Raw genomic sequence first — 19376 nt, forward strand, 5'->3', positions numbered from 1 at the left:
GGACCGGAGAAAGCTGGAGGTGGCCTCCGCAGCGGAAGAACTCGACCCTGCAAAAAACTGGGCTGACGGAGCGGGATGTTTCTTCCAGATCGGCAGCGATTTCTCCCTTCGCCTCGGCACACGGTGATTTGCTAACTTGAGCGAAACATTGGAGCCGTTACTATGCTCCAGTGACTGAGGGGGGATCTTCGAACTTTGCCTTTCTAGAGGCCTCTGACGATCGCCTATTTCGTCTTGCGACGCTCGCTGAGCGCTATGTTTTCGATGACGCCCCGGCGGCGCTCACAAAGCTTCGATCGTTCGCAGAAATGATTGCGAAAGAAATCGCGGCAACACATGCGCTGTTGCCTTTCGGGCAGCCCTCGCTGGACGATATACTCTCGCAATTGCGCCGACGTTCTATTCTGCCCCAGCAAGTCGGGGACATTTTTCATCTTCTCCGAAGGCAAGGCAACAAAGCAGTCCATGAAGATGTGGGTACGCCCAGCGATGCCCTCGCGGCGCTGAAGCTGGCGCGCAATCTCGCCATCTGGTTCCATCAGGCTTACAATAATCAGCCGGGCTTTCGGGCGGGGCCGTTTGTGCCGCCTGCCTCCTCTCTAGCCGTTTCCGAAGAATTGAGAATCGAGCTTGCCGACTTGCGCGCGCAGGTGCGTGCGAGCCTTGATGCCGAGGCTGAGGCGCGCCTGGCAGCGAACGATGCGGAAACGGCGAGGCGCGAGGCATTGGAAAATGCCGATCAGCGCGAGAAGGAGCGCATCTTCTGGGAAGCATATGCTGCGGAAACCGAAGCGAAGGCGGCCGCGGCCGAGCAAGAACTCGCGATCATTCAGAAACAGGCAGAGGCGGAAGCACCAGCACAACTCGACTTGCTCGCGTCAATGGCGGCGACGGCAGCCGATGCCATCGAACTCGACGAGAAATCGACGCGGGTTCTGATCGACGAGCAGCTTCGCAACGCCGGCTGGGAGGCCGACAGTGCAGTGATGCGATACGCCAATGGCGTCCGGCCGGAATTCGGTCGCAACATGGCGATTGCCGAATGGCCGACGACCAGTGGTCCTGTCGATTATGCCCTTTTCGTGGATGGCGCCTGTATCGGCGTGATCGAGGCAAAGCGAGGCGCGACTGATGTTCCGGGCAGGTTGGGTCAGGCCCAGCGCTACGCCCGCGATATTGTGTTGGATATCGACGCTCTGCCGGCGGGCGGCCCCTGGGTCGATGGCGACCAACGTTTTCGCATACCCTTCATGTTCGCGACGAACGGGCGGCCCTATGTAAAACAGCTCGCGGTGAAATCGGGGATCTGGTTCTGGAATGCGCGAACGACAGAAACACCGCGTGCACTAGCCGAATGGTTTTCTCCCCGCGATCTCATCGAGCGGCTTGAGCAAGAAGTCGGCGAGCCGATCGCCTCCGTGGCCGAGCGCGAAGTCGGCGTTTCCGGGTTGCGGCCGTATCAGGCGCAGGCGGTCGCGGCGGTCACCGAAGCGATCGACGGAGGACAGCGTGCCATCCTGCTGGCAATGGCGACCGGCACTGGCAAAACGCGCCTTGCGATCGCGCTGATGTACGAACTCCTTCGCGCGAAGCGCTTCCGGCGCATCCTTTTCCTCGTCGATCGCAATGCGCTCGGCCGCCAAACGCTCGACGCGATGTCGACGACGGATACGTCGGGTTTCCTGAAGTTCGACCAGGTCTTTCCGGTCGCGGATCTGGCGACGAAATTTCCCGAAGCGACGACCCGTGTGCAGGTCGCGACCGTGCAAGCGATGGTTCGTCGCCTGTTCGACGAGATTGACGGCGAGCGGGCCACGCCCGGCACCTACGACCTGATTATCGTTGACGAGGCCCACCGCGGCTACACGCTCGATGCCGAATTGCGCGAGGACGATCTGGAGTTTCGCAGCCTCGACGATTATCTGTCGGCCTATCGCCGCGTGCTCGATTATTTCGATGCCACGACGGTGGCGCTGACCGCGACTCCGGCGCTGCACACGCGCGAGATTTTCGGCCGGCCGGTCTTTTCCTATGGCTATAGACAGGCCGTCATCGATGGCTATCTGATCGACCACCGTCCACCGCGGCGTATCACCACCGCGCTTAGCCAGACCGGCATCGTCTTTGAACAGGGCGAGGAAGTGTCGATCATCGATCCCCGGACCGGGCAGCTCGACCTGTTTAACCTGGAGGATCAGGTCGATTTCGAGGTCGCCGACTTCAATCGCAAGGTCTACACCGAACCGTTCAATAAGGCCGTGGCGCAAGCGGTCGCGGCCGAGTGCCCGCCCGACCAGCCGGGCAAGACCTTGCTCTTCGCCGCGCGCGACGACCACGCCGACATTCTCGTCAAGGCGCTGCGCGAGGCGCTCGAAGAGGAATATGGACCGCAGCCGCACGACATGGTCCAGAAGATTACGGGAAGCATCGACAAGCCGCTCGATGCGATCAAGGCTTTCAAGAACGACCCGCGGCCCAAATATGTCGTGACGGTCGACTTGCTCACCACCGGCATCGACGTGCCGGCGATCACCAACCTGGCCTTTGTCCGCCGCGTCAACAGCCGCATTTTGTACGATCAGATGATCGGCCGCGCGACCCGCCGCTGCGACGAAATCGGCAAGGACTATTTTCGCATCTTCGACGCCGTCGATATTTATGCGAATTTGCAGGACTTCACCGACATGCGGCCGGTCGTCGTCGATCCCGCGCTGAGCTTCGCGGATCTGGTCCGCGACCTCAAGCGCGCGCCGACCGACGCGGATCGCGCAATCGTCCGCGACCAGATCGTTGTCAAACTGCGCCAGCGGTTGAAGCGGCTGAACGACGACCAGCGCGAGGCGATGGCAGAGGTGCTGGGCGACCTGTCCGAATTGCCCGACCGGCTGAAGGACGCCCCGCCCGCCGAAACGATCGCGCTGTTCCGCCAGCACCCATCGCTCGCCGCGCTGCTCGACACGCCCGACCGGCGCAAGGGCGACGGGATCTACCTGTCCGAACATGACGACGAGCTGATCTCGATCGATGACGATTATGGCGAGAAAGCGTCGCCCGCCGACTATATCTCCGGGTTCGAGGCGTTCATCCGGGCGAATATGAACGCGGTGCCGGCACTGATCGCGGCGACGCAGCGTCCGCGCGACCTGACCCGCGCCGAGCTCAAGGAGATCGCACTGCTTCTGGATGCTGAAGGATATTCGGAGGCACGTCTGCGCCGCGCCTATGGCACCGCACGCAACGCCGATATCGCGGCGCATATCATCGGCTTCGTCCGCCAGGCGGCGCTCGGCGATCCGCTCGTTCCCTATGAGACGCGCGTCGAGAATGGTGTGCAGGCGATCCTCGCGGGCCGCGACTGGACGCAGGGCCAGCGCCGCTGGCTGCAACGCATCGGCCGCGCGCTGAAGGATCAGCCGGTCGGCGACGCGGCGCTATTATCCGATCCGCTGTTCGCCCAGAATGGCGGCTTCCCCGTGATCGACAAGGAATTCGATCACAAACTTGGCGAGGTGCTGATGGACCTGAACGCCGCGATCTGGGATAGCGGCGCCGCCGCATAAGGAGTGACAAGTTGAATCCCGCCAGCGATCTCGTGAACAAGCTGTGGCGCCTGTGCGCGCTGCTGCGCAAGGACGGCATCACCTATCAGCAATATGTCACCGAACTGACCTATCTGCTGTTCCTAAAAATGGCGTCCGAACAGAAGGACGAGGGCCGGATTCCGGAGCAATATCGCTGGCGCGCGATTACTGCCGCGAACGAGGCGGAGGTGCTGCAACGCTATCGCCAGGCGCTGGTCGATCTCGGCAATCCCGACAAGGTCAGCGACCGTTCGGTGGTCGCCATTTTCCAGAACGCGACGACCGTCGTCCGCGAACCCGCCACGCTGCGCAAGCTGATCGACGCGATCGACGGCCTCCACTGGTTCAGCGACGAGCGCGATGCATTCGGCGACGCCTATGAAGGCCTGCTCCAGAAGATGGCGGAGGAGACCAAGCGCGGCGCCGGGCAATATTTCACCCCGCGCGTGCTGATCGACGTGATGGTCAATCTGATGCAGCCGCAGCCGGGCGAAGTGATCCAGGACCCGGCGGCGGGCACCGGTGGCTTCCTGATCGCCGCAGATCGCCACATGCGCGACGCCACCGACGATTATTTCGCACTCTCGCCCGCGCAGCAGAAGTTCCAGCTAGGCCAGGCGATCCGCGGCATCGAGAATGTGCCCGACACCTTCCGTCTGCTGCTGATGAACCTGCACCTGCACAAGATCGACCCGGACCATCTTGACCTCGGTGACACGCTTTCACCCAAGGGCAGCGGCACGCAGTTCAAAAATGCCGGCCTGATCCTGACCAACCCGCCCTTCGGCCCGGCGGGCGGGCCGCCGACGCGCGACGACCTCACCATCACCGACCGCGTATCTTCCTATCAGCTACCGTTCGTCGAGCACGTTATCCGCGCGCTGCGGCTGGGCGGGCGCGCGGCGGTGGTGGTTCCGGATAACGTCCTGTTCGACGAAGGGCGCGGCAAGGCGCTGCGGCAACGGCTGATGAGCTGGTGCAACCTCCACACCATCCTGCGCCTGCCAACCGGCATCTTCTATGCGCAGGGCGTGAAGACCAACGTGCTGTTCTTCACCCGCGCCGATGACGAAGCGCCGACGAAGGATGCCACCGAAGCGGTGTGGATTTACGACATGCGATCGGGCGCGCCCGCCTATGGCAAGACCAACCCGATCCGCCCGGACGATTTCTCCGAGTTCGTGAAGGCGTTCGGCGACGATCCGCTGGGGCGCGCCAACCGCACCGACACGGGCGAGGAAGGCCGCTTCCGCCGCTTCACCCGCGATGAGATCGCCGCGCGCGGCGAAAATCTGGACATTCACTGGCTGAAGGCTACCAGCGACGAGGCCGAGGACGGACTGGAAACCCCTGAGGACATCGCCGCTGCGATCGAGGGCCATCTGAAACTGGCGCTGGAGGAAATCGGCGCGCTGGTGACGGATCTGGGGGGGGAAGCAAATGCGTCAGAATTGGCGGAGGCGGCGGAGTGACGCTGCCGGAGGGGTGGAGCGCCCCGCTAATTGGTGACCTGACCGAGGTGGTCACCAAGGGAACGACGCCAACATCGTTAGGCTTTAGTTACGTAGATTTTGGGACGCGCTTCGTAAAAGCGGAAAGCCTTAGGCACCGGCGGATCGAGCACCAATTGTGCTCAGCTATCGAAGACGACGCGCATGAGGCGCTGCGTCGATCTCAGCTGCGCGAAGGGGATGTTTTATTCACAATCGCAGGCACCTTGGGTCGCGTAGCGCTTGTTCGCGATACTGACGTGCCAGCAAATACCAATCAAGCAGTTGCAATACTTCGGCCATATGCGCAATGTGATTCCGAATATCTCAGCCGGTATTTAGAGGCAGTCGCGCAGTCGAGCGTTGTCTCTACAGGGGGGCGAGGAACTGGTCTGCAGAATCTCAATCTCGCTCAAGTTTCCGCGATCAAAGTCGCATTTCCACCACTCTCCGAACAGCGCCGCATCGTTACGAAGCTGAACGCGCTGACCGCCCGCCTCGCTCGCGCGCGGACGGAACTGGATCGGGTGACGGTGCTGGCGGACCATCTGCGGCGTGGCATCCTCACCCGTGCTTTTTCCGGAAAGCTGACCTCGGACTGGCGCGCCGAACATGGGCGCGGCGATGCCGAGTGGCCGGTGCGCGCGCTAAGCGACATCGCTGAAGTGCAAGGCGGCATCCAGGTCGGCAAGAAGCGCCCAAAGGGCGCTGTCCTTATAGACACCCCGTATCTCCGCGTGGCGAATGTTCAGCGAGGATGGTTGAAGCTCGAAGAGGTCAAGACATTGGGGGTTACGGCCGAAGAGCGTGCGCGCCTCTTGCTCAGCGATGGCGACATATTGATGAATGAGGGCGGCGATCGGGACAAGCTAGGCCGAGGCTGGGTTTGGCGAAACGAAGTGGCCGACTGCATTCACCAGAACCACGTTTTCCGCATCCGCCTCAACGACGATCAGTTCCCGCCAGAGTTTGTGTCGCATTACGCGAACGAGTTCGGCCAACCGTATTTCTTCGATCAAGGGACACAGACGACCAATCTTGCTTCGATCAGCAAGCGGCGCGTCATGGCGCTTCCTGTGCCAGTCCCTGACGCAGATGAGGCGACCGAAATCGTCCGGCGGATCGATGCCGCCTTCGCCCGAGCCGACCGGATGGAGGCTGAAGCTGCCCGTGCCCGCGCGCTGATCGACCGGCTCGAGGCGGCAATCCTCGCCAAGGCGTTCCGCGGCGAACTGGTGCCGCAGGACCCCGATGACGAACCCGCCAGCGTCCTGCTCGATCGCATCCGCGCCGAGCGCGCCGCCGCGCCCAAACCGAAGCGTGGGCGGCAGGCGAAACGGGACATTGGGGGGTGACGTGAACGAAGCAGGGTTTCGCGCCTGGCTGGAGGCGAATTACGGGGCAAACACGGTTGCGACCAAACTGTCCGAGGCTCGGCAACTGGCGAAGGCCTATGGCGATCTGGATATACTTTACGACGAAGATGGGCTGGCTTCGGTGATGGAAAGCCTGCGTTATTCGGCTGCAGACAAGGCCGAGAACCGCCCCAATCCGTCCAAAGTCCCGCTCACGAGTGATCTATATCGCGATCTCAGCAACCTGCGGACGACCGTCAATTACTACAGAAACTACCGCGAGGGAGGAACCCGGGTCGAGTCCGGCGGAGGTGGCGTGATGACCGACGACGAAATCCTGCAACGATTTAGCGGGAAATCAGGCTTCAGGGAGTGGTGCGCAGGCTGGTCATCGCCCGACCGTGCTGCATTCTTCCGCGTGGCGCGTGCGCTGCACGACGCGGGTGTCGACTGGTATCATGTCAACCTCGACAGGCAGGTTCGCTGTGGCCGAAAAAAGCAGAATGCCCTCGACGCCAATGAGGTCTTCATGGTCCTATCGACCATCAAAGGAAGCTGCTGGGTCCGCAAATCGGCCGACCGGACAGCGCTTGGGCTTCCCGAGGTCGGCGTTTCGCTTTCCCAATTTGCCGATGCCATCGAAGCGCACCCTGAATCACTGGACCGGTTTGTCAGCGGCACAGGGTACTGGCCCGACGAGTTGTCGCCTGATTCAGCGACGGCAGACGAAGACAGCGGTGCTGGCCTATCGGCTCCGACGGTCTCGCAGCCGACAAACCTGATCTTGTATGGCCCCCCTGGCACCGGCAAAACCTATGCGACCGCCGCAGAAGCCGTCAGGCTGTGCGGCGAAGCTGTTCCGGACGATCGCGATCAGTTGATGCAGCTCTATCGGTCGCTACACCAGAAAGGGCGAATTGGATTCGTCACCTTTCACCAGAATTTCAGTTATGAGGATTTCGTCGAGGGATTGCGCCCGGTCACGTCGGCGCAAGGCGATGACCCCAACCAAAGTGCGGGTTTCAGCCTCCAGCCCCAGGATGGCATCTTCAAACTGATCGCCGATCTTGCCGCAAGCAACCGGGGAAAGGCAGTCGGCGACGCCCCCGCGATCGATCGCAGCCGGAAGATCTTCAAAATGTCGCTCGGGCGCAGTTGGGCATCCGAGGATGACGCGATTTATCAGGACGCAATCCGCGGCGGCTACGTCGTGCTGGGCTGGGGCGGCGAGGTGGATTGGTCGGACCCACGCTATGACGCGTGGGAGGCGATCAAGGAACGCTGGAGGCAAGACCATCCCGACGCGAGCGGCAACGATCCCAACATGTCGCAGATGTATACGTTCCGTATCGGCATGCAGATCGGCTCGCTGGTCGTAATCTCGGACGGCAACCGCAAGTTTCGCGCCATTGGTGAGATTACCGGCGCCTATCAGTTCGTGCCGGGCCCCAACGGCGAGTATAACCATCGCCGCCCCGTGCGCTGGCTGTGGCACAGCGAGGAAAGCCTGCCACGCGAACTGATTTACGACAAGGAGTTGAGCCAGGTTTCGGCCTACCAGATGAACAGTCGGCACGTAAACTGGGACGGGCTGGAACAGATTGTGGCCGGCGGGGACGATGCGAATGCTCGCGGGGCACCGGAATCGTTCGTGCTGATCATCGACGAGATCAATCGAGCCAATATCTCGAAGGTGTTCGGCGAGTTGATCACGCTCATCGAAACAGACAAGCGCCTCGGCATGCTCAACGCGCTCACCGTCCGTTTGCCCTATTCTAAACAGGAATTCGGCGTCCCGGCGAACCTCCATATCATCGGTACGATGAATACCGCCGACCGCTCGATCGCGCTCCTCGATACGGCGCTGCGGCGCCGCTTCGACTTCCGCGAACTGGCGCCCGATGCTGGAGAGCTTCCTGAAAAGGTGGGCGGCATCCCACTCCGCCGCGTGCTGGAGGTCATTAACGACCGCATCGAATATCTTATCGACCGTGAGCACCGCATCGGCCACGCCTTTTTTCTGGGCCGGGGCGGACGTGATCGCGAAGCCATAGATGCGACAATGCGCAACAAGGTCATTCCTCTGCTTCAGGAATATTTCTTCGAGGACTGGTCGCGCGTTGCGTCTGTGCTTGGCGAAAAGCCCCGCAGGGGTGGCGCCTTCCTCTTATGCCGCGAACTAAGCGATCCCACGGGAAGCGATGGCGAGAAGCGCGAAAGCTGGAGCGTGCTGCGCCGCTTCGCTGATGACGCCTATGACCGGCTGATCGGCAAGGCATCGGTCGCACCTGATGCAGTGACCGAAGAGGGCGCCGAATGACCCATCGCACGGTCCACGAATGGGGCTGTGTCTCGGTGGGTGACGACGGTTTTACTCGTAGTCAGGCCGATGCTCTCTTGGCGACCGCTCGTGCGCATCGCCTCGGCGGCACCGATGGCACCGACATATTGTGCGATCATCATCGGCATTTGCGAGCCCGCCAGATGGTCGGCGTCATCGCGGCGCGTGGCGCCAGCCTAGAAATCCTGCCCAAGGTTGACCCGGCTATTTCTGACGACGCCCCGTCGACCGTCCGCGGCCGGTTGATGCATATGCTCAATGTTGCAGTGGGGCTCGATATTTCGGCCGGCGAGGCGTCGGCGATGTCCCATCGTGCCGACAGCCTGCTCGACCTGTTCATCACATTGTTCGCCGATCGGTTGCTTTCGGAAGTTCGTCGCGGGTTGCCGCGGCAATATAAGCATGTTGAGGACGACCTGTTGGCGCTCCGCGGACGCTTGGACATCATACGGCAGTTCACGGTTCATGCCGTCCGCCCTGATCGTCTCGCTTGCCGGTTCGACGCATTGTCGGTCGACATACCTCTGATGCAGATCATGAAGGCGTGCGTGCTATTTGTTTCTCGGCACACGCAATCAATGGCGACGCAGCGTAAACTCGCCGAACTTCGTTTTTTGCTCGACGAGGTGCGAACAATCACGCCGAGCGCGCTGCCGTGGAAACGGGTTCGCATCGACCGGGCGAGCCGGCGGTGGAGTTCCTTGCTGGAACTCGCGCGGTTGCTCCTTGGCCAGCGTTGGCAGGAGACCCATGCCGCAAGTCATGAACCCGAAGGCATTTCAGTGCTCTTTCCCATGAACGATCTGTTCGAAGCCTATGTGGCTGTCCAGCTCCGCCGGGCTCTCGCCGATAGTGGGCTGGATGTCGTGACGCAGGGCGGCCTTCGCTATTGCCTTGGTCCATGGCGGGAAGGCGAGGATACGGTCGGGACCAGCTTTTCAACCCGGCCCGACATATTGGTACGACGCGGCAGCGAGGTCGAAATTATCCTAGATACCAAGTGGAAGAACCTGACCAACGGTGTGAGCCAGGCCGATGTCTATCAGATGATGGCCTATGCTCGGATTTACCATTCGCCTCGTCTTGTTCTTCTGTACCCCGCCGTACCGGGCGCAAACGGCCGAGAAGTTGAGATGCATGGACTCGCAAGTGGTCGCGAACGGTTGGAGATTGCAACCGTGGCGGTCGACGGTAGCGAGGCTGAATTGCGCGAGGAGCTGAGGCACCTGATATTTCCTCGCATGCACGCCTGAGGCGCTCGGCCCAGAATATCCTCAAGCCGGAAAGCGCTGAAGAGCAGAGTAAGCATCGAAGCCAACGCTTCGCGCCGTCACTAGTGAATGACCGCTTTCGGGCACAGCGTGTTCAGGACCGCAACGACCAATATCAGGCGAATGCCGACCGGCGGTTTTTTAACGCGCCGTCCAATTGATCGCTTTCGCCCTTCGACGCCTCAGGTTGGCCGCAAATCGATCTGGGGTAGGCTTCGATTGAGTTGAGCAATAGAAAGCCCAAAAATGTTCGCGTTGTATTGCCACCGCACAAACTGCTCTAATAGCAGGCGATTTTCAGCCTCAAGTTGGGCGACTTGGTTTGAGAGACGTGAAATACGATCTTGTGCCGCTCGCATGCTAATCGAGGAAGCAGTGTAGCCGGATTCAACCTGGAGACGATCCTTGGTCGTACTAAACGCGATCGCGATACGCGCCGTTCTCGCAAGTGTTTGCCGCGCGGGTCGCCGGAAAATCAGCCCCTCGCATCTCTTGGATAACATCTCCCATGAAAGCGGTCCCTTCCATCCCGCAAGGAGGTCAACAATCTTTTTGATCTCGGAATCTGTAAGTTTCCTCGCCATCATTCCGCACCGAGCGAAGGAAGGCGGGGCTGGATGATCTGGTCATATCCTCTATGAATCAATGCCCTGCGCGCAGGGCTGAATTCTTTAGGATTTGCAATGCGAATGATTGATCCGTCGGGTATTTCCGGATCCTGCATAATCTCTATCAAACTTTGAAGCCTGGCGTGCGTCTCACTTTGTACACGAGTCCAAGGATCTGCCCCGTACGCGCCCTCTGCCGCCCCTTCTTTCGCCTTCTCCATCTCCTTTTCGACCAGCTCTAGCTGTTGCCTGAGTCCCTGAAGGCGCCCGTCACCTTTTACGCAAACCTGTTCTGTGCAACTCAGGCAGTCACGGAATCGTTGGCAGGGGGACATCACGAAATCGTGAATGCAGAACCCGAACTCTGTAATATGTGCGGTTGGCTTCTCCAACGCGTTGAATTCCGCCGTCGTCATTGGAAGGGCAGCTTTAATCTGCTCGGCGATCTCGAGTTCTGACTTACTTCGAACAAGCGTGGGATCGTGCTCGCGGAGCATGGCGACCAGCTCAAACTCTGACCGATGATCGTAAGCTCTATTTTGCTTTACGTCCTTAGATCCTCGCCAACGGGCAATTTCGGAACTGGGTAGTCCACCTCGATGAGCGAATGTCGTGATCAAATGCCGAAATTGATGAGATGTCACTTTCAGGCGATGCTCTCGTCCAGCGTTAAAGCCATGGCGATCAAAAAAACTGGCGCTTGCCTTCTCTAGGCTGTCGGTGAGTTTATCGTTCAAACTGTTATTGTTAGGGCGCCACAAGCTAAGTTCGACACTAGAATGGGAATATGCAATTTGATTTTGCTTAAAGCAGAATAGATTATCGCTAAATTTTACGACTTTATCTTTAGAAATATAGGGGAAGAATCGATTTTCCCTGATCACTTCAGCGCGAAGCCAAGCCGAAAAATTAGCGACCGTAGTCATTCGAAATGAACCAGCCTTTTGAAATTGGAGTCCTTTTAACGAACGGAATTTTCCAATCAGCTCTTTGATCGCCGTACGAGAGAGTAGGCCGTCTACCCCTGCGTGTGCTGAAAACCCTGGGAAAGAATGGGTGTCTCCAGACTCGACCCATCTGGCGAATTCACGTGCGGGAGCCGAAATCTCTCTAAGGCGGGCAATCGACAATTTGGCGATATCTACCATGGGCGCTGGAATCCATTTGATCATGGGGGCGCCACCCTTTTTAGGCCGGAAGGCCCAACCATATGCGGTGGAGCCATCGCGCTTGCGCTCTTCGACCTCGCAATCAACGTGAAGCTCCAGAATTTCAGAAATTCGGCTTGGCGCGCAAAGTAACATCGCCGCTGCGCTCGTCACGAAAATGTCGGCGGCATGGGTTGGGCCGCGCGCGAAGATTGATGCAATCGCGTGCACGGCCTCCGGATCGGGAAGCTTCGCTTCGCGCCGCTCTTTGGCTTTTGCCCCCGTACGCACTGTGTCGATCGGCCGACGGATTGGGCTCTTCCAATCAAGAGAATGCGCCACCAACCGATGTTCCGCTAAAAACTGAGCTAGCCGAGCAATCTCTCGGCCGGGGGCATAGGGAGCTTCGTAGCAATTGCGCGCAATTTGGGCTGCCGCATCCAGCACTGAGATATTAATGGTGCTAGGGTCAGCTGCGTCAGTCTGTTCGATGAGCGCGCGCTCTACGCATTTGAGCGCGCGTAATTCGGCTTTGTGCTCATTCGGAGCATGAGTGTGCCGATAACGAAAATAGGCTTTCGCGAAATCACAGAACGGTTGCGCCAGAGGTTGCGTTACACCGCCAATAACACTGCTTTGGTCGATATTCCCAAATGTGACTTTGGCCTCTCGCCAGACGCTATTGGACCAGTCAAGATTCGGTCCGAATAGCGTGAGATCTTCTCGGCACATGCGTATGAATTCGGCCATATTGGCGCTGGCCGTTAATTCGTGTTGCGGGATAAATACCAAAACGTCAGCCATTGGGCTGTCCAATGCTGGCTTTGCGTTCATCGCACAGCTGAATTACGCGACTTACCGCTAGAATCGTTCGATCGGTAATTGTCGATACGGGTGATTGGCCTGCGATCCGGGCGACGCGCTCGTTCTCCGATAAAAGCCGATCTAGTACTTCTCTATGGGGACCATGAAGCCAAGGTTGGAAGTTCCTACAAGTGTAGCAGGCGATGGGTGCTAAGGCGCCGCAAAAGCCATAATGACCGCAGGTCCCTGCCGTCTTTCCTCCATTGGTACGCACACGGCTAGACGGATCGTCGCCGCGAAGGGCAGTAGCTTCGGAGTCCACCAATTTACCGCTAAATGCCTGCGCGATGGGCGCCAGCTGCAATGCGACTGCCTCATTTATCGCGTCAACATATTCCGGGACATTTTCCACGTAGATTTTTACATTTTGGGTATCGGTATGATCGAGCAGTTCTGCAATTATCAATTCGCCGTGTCCGGCTCGCGCAGCGCGAGTGCCATTTGTTCGCCGAAACCGGGTGGGGTAAATATGCATCGGCGCCCCCGTTCGCTCGGAAATAACGGAGAGCGATGTCGCGATTTTCATTGTGCGGGTCGATATCGTCGTTGGATTGAGATGCATAAAATCAGCCGGCAACGAGCTGCGGCGCATCGCGGTCATCCGCGCGTATTTTTTTACTTCGCGCCAATTTGGGAACAGCGGCAGCTCTCTTAAATCTAAGTCATCGAGCCCATCAAGCCTAGCCACTCTCTCGGCGTTCGCCTCGATTAGCGCTTCAATGACTGCTCCGTTATCGCTGTTAAGTGCGAACGGTTTGAATTCGCCCCGGAAGCTGGAGTTCCGAACCTTTGCTCTGGGGACGTTCAGGACATACTCGGTGAGGCCATCTTGGGCGCGCGCAATGATCAGGTCTTTCACCTTTAGGTCGCTTAACTGAACAGGACGCCGACCGCTGAACGCAAGCAGCATTACTAATGCGAAGTCTCCAATGGAGAGTTTTTTGTCTTGGAATTTGTCTGTCACTGCCGAGTAGAATGCTTCAAACTCTAGATCCGTGAGCGCTCCGTCATGTGGATCCTGAAGCTGGACCGCTTCCCCTTTAATATTACCAGGAAGGGTCCAGCCGTTGATCATCTGAAGGAGGCCCCCGCCCAATCCGGCATATCTGAGCTTGCTCCAAGTGCGGATTAACCCCGCTATCACGCCTACATACCAGATATCGCGTTTTTCAAGTGACGCGCGGTAGTTAGCCAAAGATTGGGCGTCGATTGCGGAGATTGGCTGCGACTCGCTGCTCGCCCAAATCGCATAGTGCTTAAATCGTGCCCATATTGCATAAGTGTGCGAAGCAGATTTAGTAATGGCATATTTAGAAAGAACTTTTCTGAGTGAATCAATAAGATCAGTCGTGACGTACGGAGACATGAGGTCCCAGTTTATTGAATGCTGTCGAGACAATATCCAGATATTGCTTTTCAGTTCAAACTTGTATCCGTTCCTAGTCGTATATGGCAGGCGAGGGTGACTTTCACTCGGACTAAGGTTCATGAGAATTCATTCTCCAAGCGTTCTGAGCCTCTTTCTGCGCCTTGAGCGCTTCGGCTTGGACCTCGCTTTCAATGTAGGCCCGCGCAGATCCTGATCCTTCGGCCCAGCCGAACTTCGCCTCCAGGAGTCTCTCGATCCGCTCTTCAGGGATATCTTGTTCGCGCAGTTGCCGATAAAATCTGGTCGCCGCGTTGTGACGGAAAATGTGGGGGTGAACGTGTTGGCAGCCTCGCGGCAATTTAGCGGACAATGCCGACGTCACCTTGGTTAAGGCTTGGCGCGAAATTGGATCGCCGGCTCTGCCGCTTCGAGAGCCTCGGGTTGATACAAATAGCATGGGGTGATGGCGTGCGCGGTGGAACTGGCGTCTATCCGAGAGCACATAGCAACTTAAGCGTGATGCTAATTCATCCGAAAGAGGCAACCTACGATCGAGCGTTTTGACGACGGGCTGATACTGGCGAGGGTCTTCGTGATCATGGTGTCGGCGCTCGATAACGATTTCCTGAGCTTGGAAATCTATGTCCGGTACTTTGATTGCCAGCAACTCGCCGGCCCTGAGGCCGAGCTCGTTCAGCATTAAGATAATGAGGCCATTTCGATTGGCCGTCAGCGCAGCGAATGGATTATCAGCGTGATCGGTCTGGGCTATATTGAGGAGCGCCGCTTCTTCTTTCGACAATTGGGCCTTTTTAGCGCTGCTTCCTGCGCGACGCCTGATCGTCGGCCGCCGTTCCTTAAGCTCGGCGGACATCTCGTCGATCTTTTCTGCGGTCAATTCGTCGACAGATCGAGCCTCGCGTTCAATTAGATGGATGGCGAGCCACCTCACATACTCCGCAACGTACGACAGCCTAGAGTAAATGTACTGGTTGTTCAGTTTGGCGCCACGTTTGTGAGCGCGGGCTCGTGCACCTTCAAGGCCGCTCGCTCGGGATGTTTTTGGCCTTGGCTCTGCCGGACCATCATCAGTGGCTAAATGGCATAGGGATTCCACGAGGTCTTCGAGCTCAGCCGACGTAAGGAAATTCCGCCGTTGAAAGCGAGCAACGAGGTCGATGCCTTTGCGCTCTGCCCATTGAAGTAGGCGGCGGATGGCGCCGAGGGCTGCCCACGCAGTTTGGGGGGCTTTTGACGAGTTCCGATAGCGAGAGGTCGCGAAGAGGGTTGGGTACCACTCAGGTATGCCATTCGTTCCGCACATAATGGGGTAGCGCTCGCCGCTCTCGAAGCGAATAAACGTAATCTTTGCACTGCCTATACCATCCACAAAAAACGACTCACTGCCAATTAAACTTCAAAGAATGATAGTTAGGTCGTTGCATTTAATCAATATCGCGAAAATCTTCATTCAACTGCAGTTTTTGTGGAAAAAATGTGACTGTTTAATCTTCGGATGTTTGTGGAACTTTTGGGATAAATTATCTTTGGTGACATTAAATTTTTCCACAAATATCCTAAAGGAGGCAGAATTTTGACATGCGAAGTGTCGTTCTGCGTGACGGGGAGCGCGTCAATGAGGGGACCCAAAGTCAGGGTGCAAAATTGCAAGCGCTGTGGCGGACAGCGCCTCCGGCGAATCAATCTCACTGGAGCGTTGTTCGAAGTCGGAGAACCGGATCCCAGCGCAAAGCTGAGGGCTCGGACATCGAACGATGTGTGCCGAGCTTTGGCCTCAATCGGAGATGGTCTCTCAACAAACGATCAAGGTGGCATTTATGTCGGGATCGAAGCCGTTCTTCGATCCCAACAATTTTACGCTAATGGACTTATTTTCAACGTTTTAATAGTTCAAACGCAACAGAAGTTTTGAGGTGGTTCCTAGAACGGAACGTCGTCGTCCAGATCGTCGTCGAACGGCGGGCGTCCGCCGCCCGAGCTGCCGCCGCCGCCCTGGTTCCAGCCGCCGCCCGAGCCACCACCCGAACCGCCACCCTGATCCCAGCCGCCCGACGAGCCGCCGCCCTGCGACCAGCTGTCGCCGCCGCGCGAGCCGCCACCGCCGCCGCCCGGTGCGCCGTCGAGCATCGTCAGCGTGCCGCCCATGCCGGCGATCACGATCTCGGTCGTATATTTGTCGTTACCGTCGCGGTCCTGCCATTTGCGCGTGCGCAGGCTGCCTTCGATATAAACCTTCGAGCCCTTTTTCAGGTAACGCTCGACCACGCCGATCAAGCCTTCGCCGTTGATCACGACCTGATGCCACTCGGTGCGCTCCTTGCGCTCGCCGGTCATCCGGTCCTTCCACTGCTCGGACGTCGCGATGCGGAGATTCGCGACCTTGCCGCCGTTCTGGAACGACTTGATTTCGGGATCGGCACCGAGGTTGCCGATCAAAATTACCTTGTTGACGCTGCCAGCCATCCGCCGCTCCGCTCCGCTAAAAGTTGGGAGGATCAGCCTAGGCCAAAGGCGACGGCTGTCCAGTAAGTGATTCCAGCCGCGACATAGGCGAGCAGGAACAAATAGCCAACCATGAAGAGAGGCCATTTCCACCCGTTGGTCTCGCGGCGGGTGATCGCGATCGTCGAAATGCACTGCGGCGCGAAAACGAACCAGGCGAGGAATGCGAGCGCGGTGGCGATACTCCAGCGGCCCGCGATGCGGTCGCCGAGCGCCTCGGCCATCGCATCCTCGTCGTCGCCCGCGTCGATCGCATTCGCGGTCGCCATCGCCGACACCGCAACCTCGCGCGCCGCCATCGCGGGGATCAGCGCGAGTGCGATGTCGTGGTTGAAACCGATCGGTTTGACGACGACCTCGAGCGCGCGCGCGATGCGGCCGCCAGCGCTATACTCGACCTGGCTCTGGCCCGCCGGCGCCTGCGGAAAGGTCAGTAGCAGCCACAGGACCACCGTCGTCGCGGCGATGATCGTGCCCGCGCGGCGCAGGAAGATCCACGCGCGCTGCCACAAGGCGATAATAATGTCGTTCAGCCGCGGCCACTGATAGCGTGGCATTTCCATCATGAAGCCCGTGGCATTGCCCTTGGTCACCGATCGCCGCAGCACGAACGCGACGAGCAGCGCGCCGACGATGCCGCTGATGAACAGGCCGAAGAGCACGAGTCCTTGCAGCCCGATCGGCGTCCCGCCGACCTTTTGCGCCGGGATGAAGGCGCCGATGATCAGCGTGTAGACCGGCATGCGCGCCGAACAGGTCATCAGCGGCGCGATCAATATCGTCGTCAGCCGATCCTTTTCGTCGGGAATCGAGCGCGTCGCCATGATGCCGGGGACGGCGCAGGCGAAGCTCGACAGCAGCGGGATGAAACCGCGCCCCGACAATCCGACCTTGCCCATCAGACCGTCCATCAGGAACGCCGCGCGCGTCATATAGCCCGATGCCTCGAGCAAAAGGATGAAGAGGAAGAGAATCAAGATCTGCGGCAGGAAGACGACGACCGCGCCGACCCCCGCGAGCAGCCCCTCGACCACCAGTCCGCGCAGGAAATTGTCGGGGAAGGTGCCGACCACCCACGTCTGAACCACGCCGATCGCACCTTCGAGTGCGTCGGCGAACGGTGTCGCCCATGAAAACACCGCCTGGAACATCACGAACATCAGCGCGACGAGGATGATGAGGCCACCAACCGGATGGAGCACGATATTGTCGACGCGCTGCGTCCAGCGGCGCACCGGCGTCTCATCGACCGTCGCGACGCGCGCGATCGCGCGTGCGCGCTGGTGCAGCGAGGCGTCGTTCGCGGGCGCGGCGAGCGCGGTACGCGGCTGGTGCGACCGGATCGCCTCGTCGACCGCGGCGAGCAATTCGGTGAGGCCGCGCTTGCGCACCGCGACCGTCGGCACGACGGGCACGCCGAGTTCTTTCGACAGGCGTGCGGCGTCGAGCGTCAGCCCGTCACGCTCGGCAAGGTCGAGCATGTTGAGCGCGACCACCGTCGGCAGGTTCAGCGCGAGCAGTTCGAGCGCAAAGCAGAGATGATTGTCGAGGTTCGCGGCGTCGAGCACGATGATCAGCGCATCGGGGCGTTTTTCGCCTTCCTGTTTGCCGAGCACGACGTCGCGGGTCACCGCCTCGTCGAGGCTTGCGGGGGTGAGGCTGTATGTGCCCGGCAGGTCGATCAGCGATATCGGCCGGCCGTCGGCAAAGCTTGCCTGCCCAGCCTTTCGTTCGACGGTGACGCCGGGATAATTGGCGATCTTTTGCCGCGCGCCGGTCAGCGCATTGAACAGGCTCGACTTACCCGCGTTGGGATTGCCGACAAGCGCAATCGAGGGGATGGCGCCGGTCATGCCGCGGGCTCGACTTCGATCGCCGCCGCCTGCCGCGCGCGGATGATCACCTTCATCCGTCCGACGGTGAGCGCAAGCGGGTCGCGCGAAAAGATGCTGCCACGGTGGAGCGGGGTGACCTCGCACCCTTCCAGCAGGCCGAATTCGCGCAGGCGACGTCCTTCGTCTTCGGTCATCGCATTCCAGTCGATGTGCGCGATCCGCACCCGAGCGCCCAGCGGCGTCTTGTCGAGCAAAGCAGTCATTTGCGAGCGGTTATCAATAACGGCAGAAAAGCGCCAGCCCTGCTTTGTAATTTATGATTATCGCCCCGGATAACGCAGCCGCCCGACGAAGCGCGCGAGGCTCGGCCGCTCGATGCCGCGCGCGGCGCGGCGATGCTTCCAGCTTTCGAAACGCATCACCTGGTCGATGCGGCGCGCGAGGAAAGCGCGCGTGTCGGCGAGCCCCTCGCTCTCGTCGTTCAGGAACACCGCCATCGTCGATCCATAGACGGTGCCGAGGATCGCGCGCTTGCTATAGTGGTTATAATCGGTCGCGGTGTCGCCCGCGAGCCGCCACATATGGTCGGCGGCGCGCCAGCCGAGTTTCGCGGCGTGCGGCGCGTTGGTCGGCAGCGCGAGCAAGGCCAGCGCGCGGCGCAGCGATTCGCGGTTTGGGGCGAGCAGGTCGATGCGCGTTTCGACGAGCGTCGTGATCCGTTCGCGAATCTTGAGCGTCGCGAGTTTTTCGGCGGGCCAGCGCCGTTCCATTTCGGCATCGACATCGGCGAACCAGGCGTCGACCATCTCGCGCCCGCCGCCCGGAAAAGCCAGCCGCGCGACATCGGCATCGACGCCGATGCGAGCTGCGGCGTCGAGCAGCGCAGCCTCGCCGAACCCGTCGAAGGCAGCCGATGCGGCGATCAGCGGCGCGAGCGCGGCGCGAATCTCGTCGAGGGTCGGGTCGGCGGGAAGGATCGAGGCCATGAGGT

Annotated in this window: 12 protein-coding genes; 5 read left to right on the forward strand and 7 right to left on the reverse strand. The window is 59.6% G+C overall.

The features are described 5' to 3' along the window. The first annotated feature begins 170 nt into the window (after positions 1 to 170). The 5 genes from hsdR to BLW56_RS07460 are packed head-to-tail and all read left to right on the forward strand — an operon-like array spanning position 171 to position 10020. Positions 171 to 3560 carry a type I restriction-modification system endonuclease gene (gene hsdR / locus BLW56_RS07440; RefSeq protein ID WP_093509932.1) on the forward strand — a complete coding sequence of 1130 codons (3390 nt, stop codon included), beginning with the start codon at positions 171 to 173 and terminating at the stop codon, positions 3558 to 3560. Positions 3561 to 3571: 11 nt separating this feature from the next. Next, positions 3572 to 5053, forward strand: a complete 1482-nt coding sequence (locus BLW56_RS07445) for a class I SAM-dependent DNA methyltransferase (RefSeq protein WP_093509933.1) — start codon at positions 3572 to 3574, stop codon at positions 5051 to 5053. Continuing rightward, complete coding sequence (locus BLW56_RS07450; RefSeq protein WP_093509934.1) at positions 5050 to 6426, forward strand: restriction endonuclease subunit S; 1377 nt, start codon at positions 5050 to 5052, stop codon at positions 6424 to 6426. Before BLW56_RS07445 ends, BLW56_RS07450 begins: the two co-directional genes overlap by 4 nt. A 1-nt stretch (position 6427) precedes the next feature. Further along, complete coding sequence (locus BLW56_RS07455; RefSeq protein ID WP_177175874.1) at positions 6428 to 8746, forward strand: AAA family ATPase; 2319 nt, start codon at positions 6428 to 6430, stop codon at positions 8744 to 8746. Continuing rightward, positions 8743 to 10020, forward strand: a complete 1278-nt coding sequence (locus tag BLW56_RS07460) for an McrC family protein (protein WP_093509936.1) — start codon at positions 8743 to 8745, stop codon at positions 10018 to 10020. The genes BLW56_RS07455 and BLW56_RS07460 overlap by 4 nt, the downstream gene beginning before the upstream one ends. Before the next feature lie 601 nt (positions 10021 to 10621). On the opposite strand, the gene BLW56_RS20375 is transcribed toward BLW56_RS07460, so the two are convergent. From BLW56_RS20375 to BLW56_RS07500, 7 genes are all read right to left on the reverse strand, one after another. Beyond that, the gene (locus BLW56_RS20375) at positions 10622 to 12598 is read right to left on the reverse strand and encodes an integrase (protein ID WP_143043410.1); all 1977 of its coding nucleotides are present in this window, start codon (positions 12596 to 12598) and stop codon (positions 10622 to 10624) included. Beyond that, on the reverse strand, positions 12591 to 14147 hold the full coding sequence (locus tag BLW56_RS07475) for a site-specific integrase (protein ID WP_305809697.1): 1557 nt from the start codon (positions 14145 to 14147) through the stop codon (positions 12591 to 12593). Before BLW56_RS07475 ends, BLW56_RS20375 begins: the two co-directional genes overlap by 8 nt. Continuing rightward, positions 14137 to 14925, reverse strand: a complete 789-nt coding sequence (locus BLW56_RS20620; RefSeq protein WP_177175875.1) for a site-specific integrase — start codon at positions 14923 to 14925, stop codon at positions 14137 to 14139. Before BLW56_RS20620 ends, BLW56_RS07475 begins: the two co-directional genes overlap by 11 nt. A gap of 1043 nt (positions 14926 to 15968) precedes the next feature. Then, on the reverse strand, positions 15969 to 16511 hold the full coding sequence (gene ssb, locus BLW56_RS07485; RefSeq protein WP_093509941.1) for a single-stranded DNA-binding protein: 543 nt from the start codon (positions 16509 to 16511) through the stop codon (positions 15969 to 15971). A gap of 32 nt (positions 16512 to 16543) precedes the next feature. Continuing rightward, positions 16544 to 18403 (reverse strand): ferrous iron transporter B, encoded by a 1860-nt coding sequence (locus BLW56_RS07490; protein WP_093509942.1) that lies wholly within the window; start codon positions 18401 to 18403, stop codon positions 16544 to 16546. Beyond that, positions 18400 to 18648 (reverse strand): FeoA family protein, encoded by a 249-nt coding sequence (locus BLW56_RS07495; protein ID WP_093509943.1) that lies wholly within the window; start codon positions 18646 to 18648, stop codon positions 18400 to 18402. The genes BLW56_RS07490 and BLW56_RS07495 overlap by 4 nt, the downstream gene beginning before the upstream one ends. A gap of 57 nt (positions 18649 to 18705) precedes the next feature. Further along, positions 18706 to 19371: a COQ9 family protein gene (locus BLW56_RS07500; RefSeq protein WP_093509944.1), complete on the reverse strand. Its 666-nt coding sequence runs from the start codon at positions 19369 to 19371 to the stop codon at positions 18706 to 18708. Positions 19372 to 19376 lie beyond the last annotated feature (5 nt).

Origin of the sequence: Sphingopyxis sp. YR583 (assembly GCF_900108295.1) — a bacterium.
Taxonomy (GTDB): domain Bacteria; phylum Pseudomonadota; class Alphaproteobacteria; order Sphingomonadales; family Sphingomonadaceae; genus Sphingopyxis.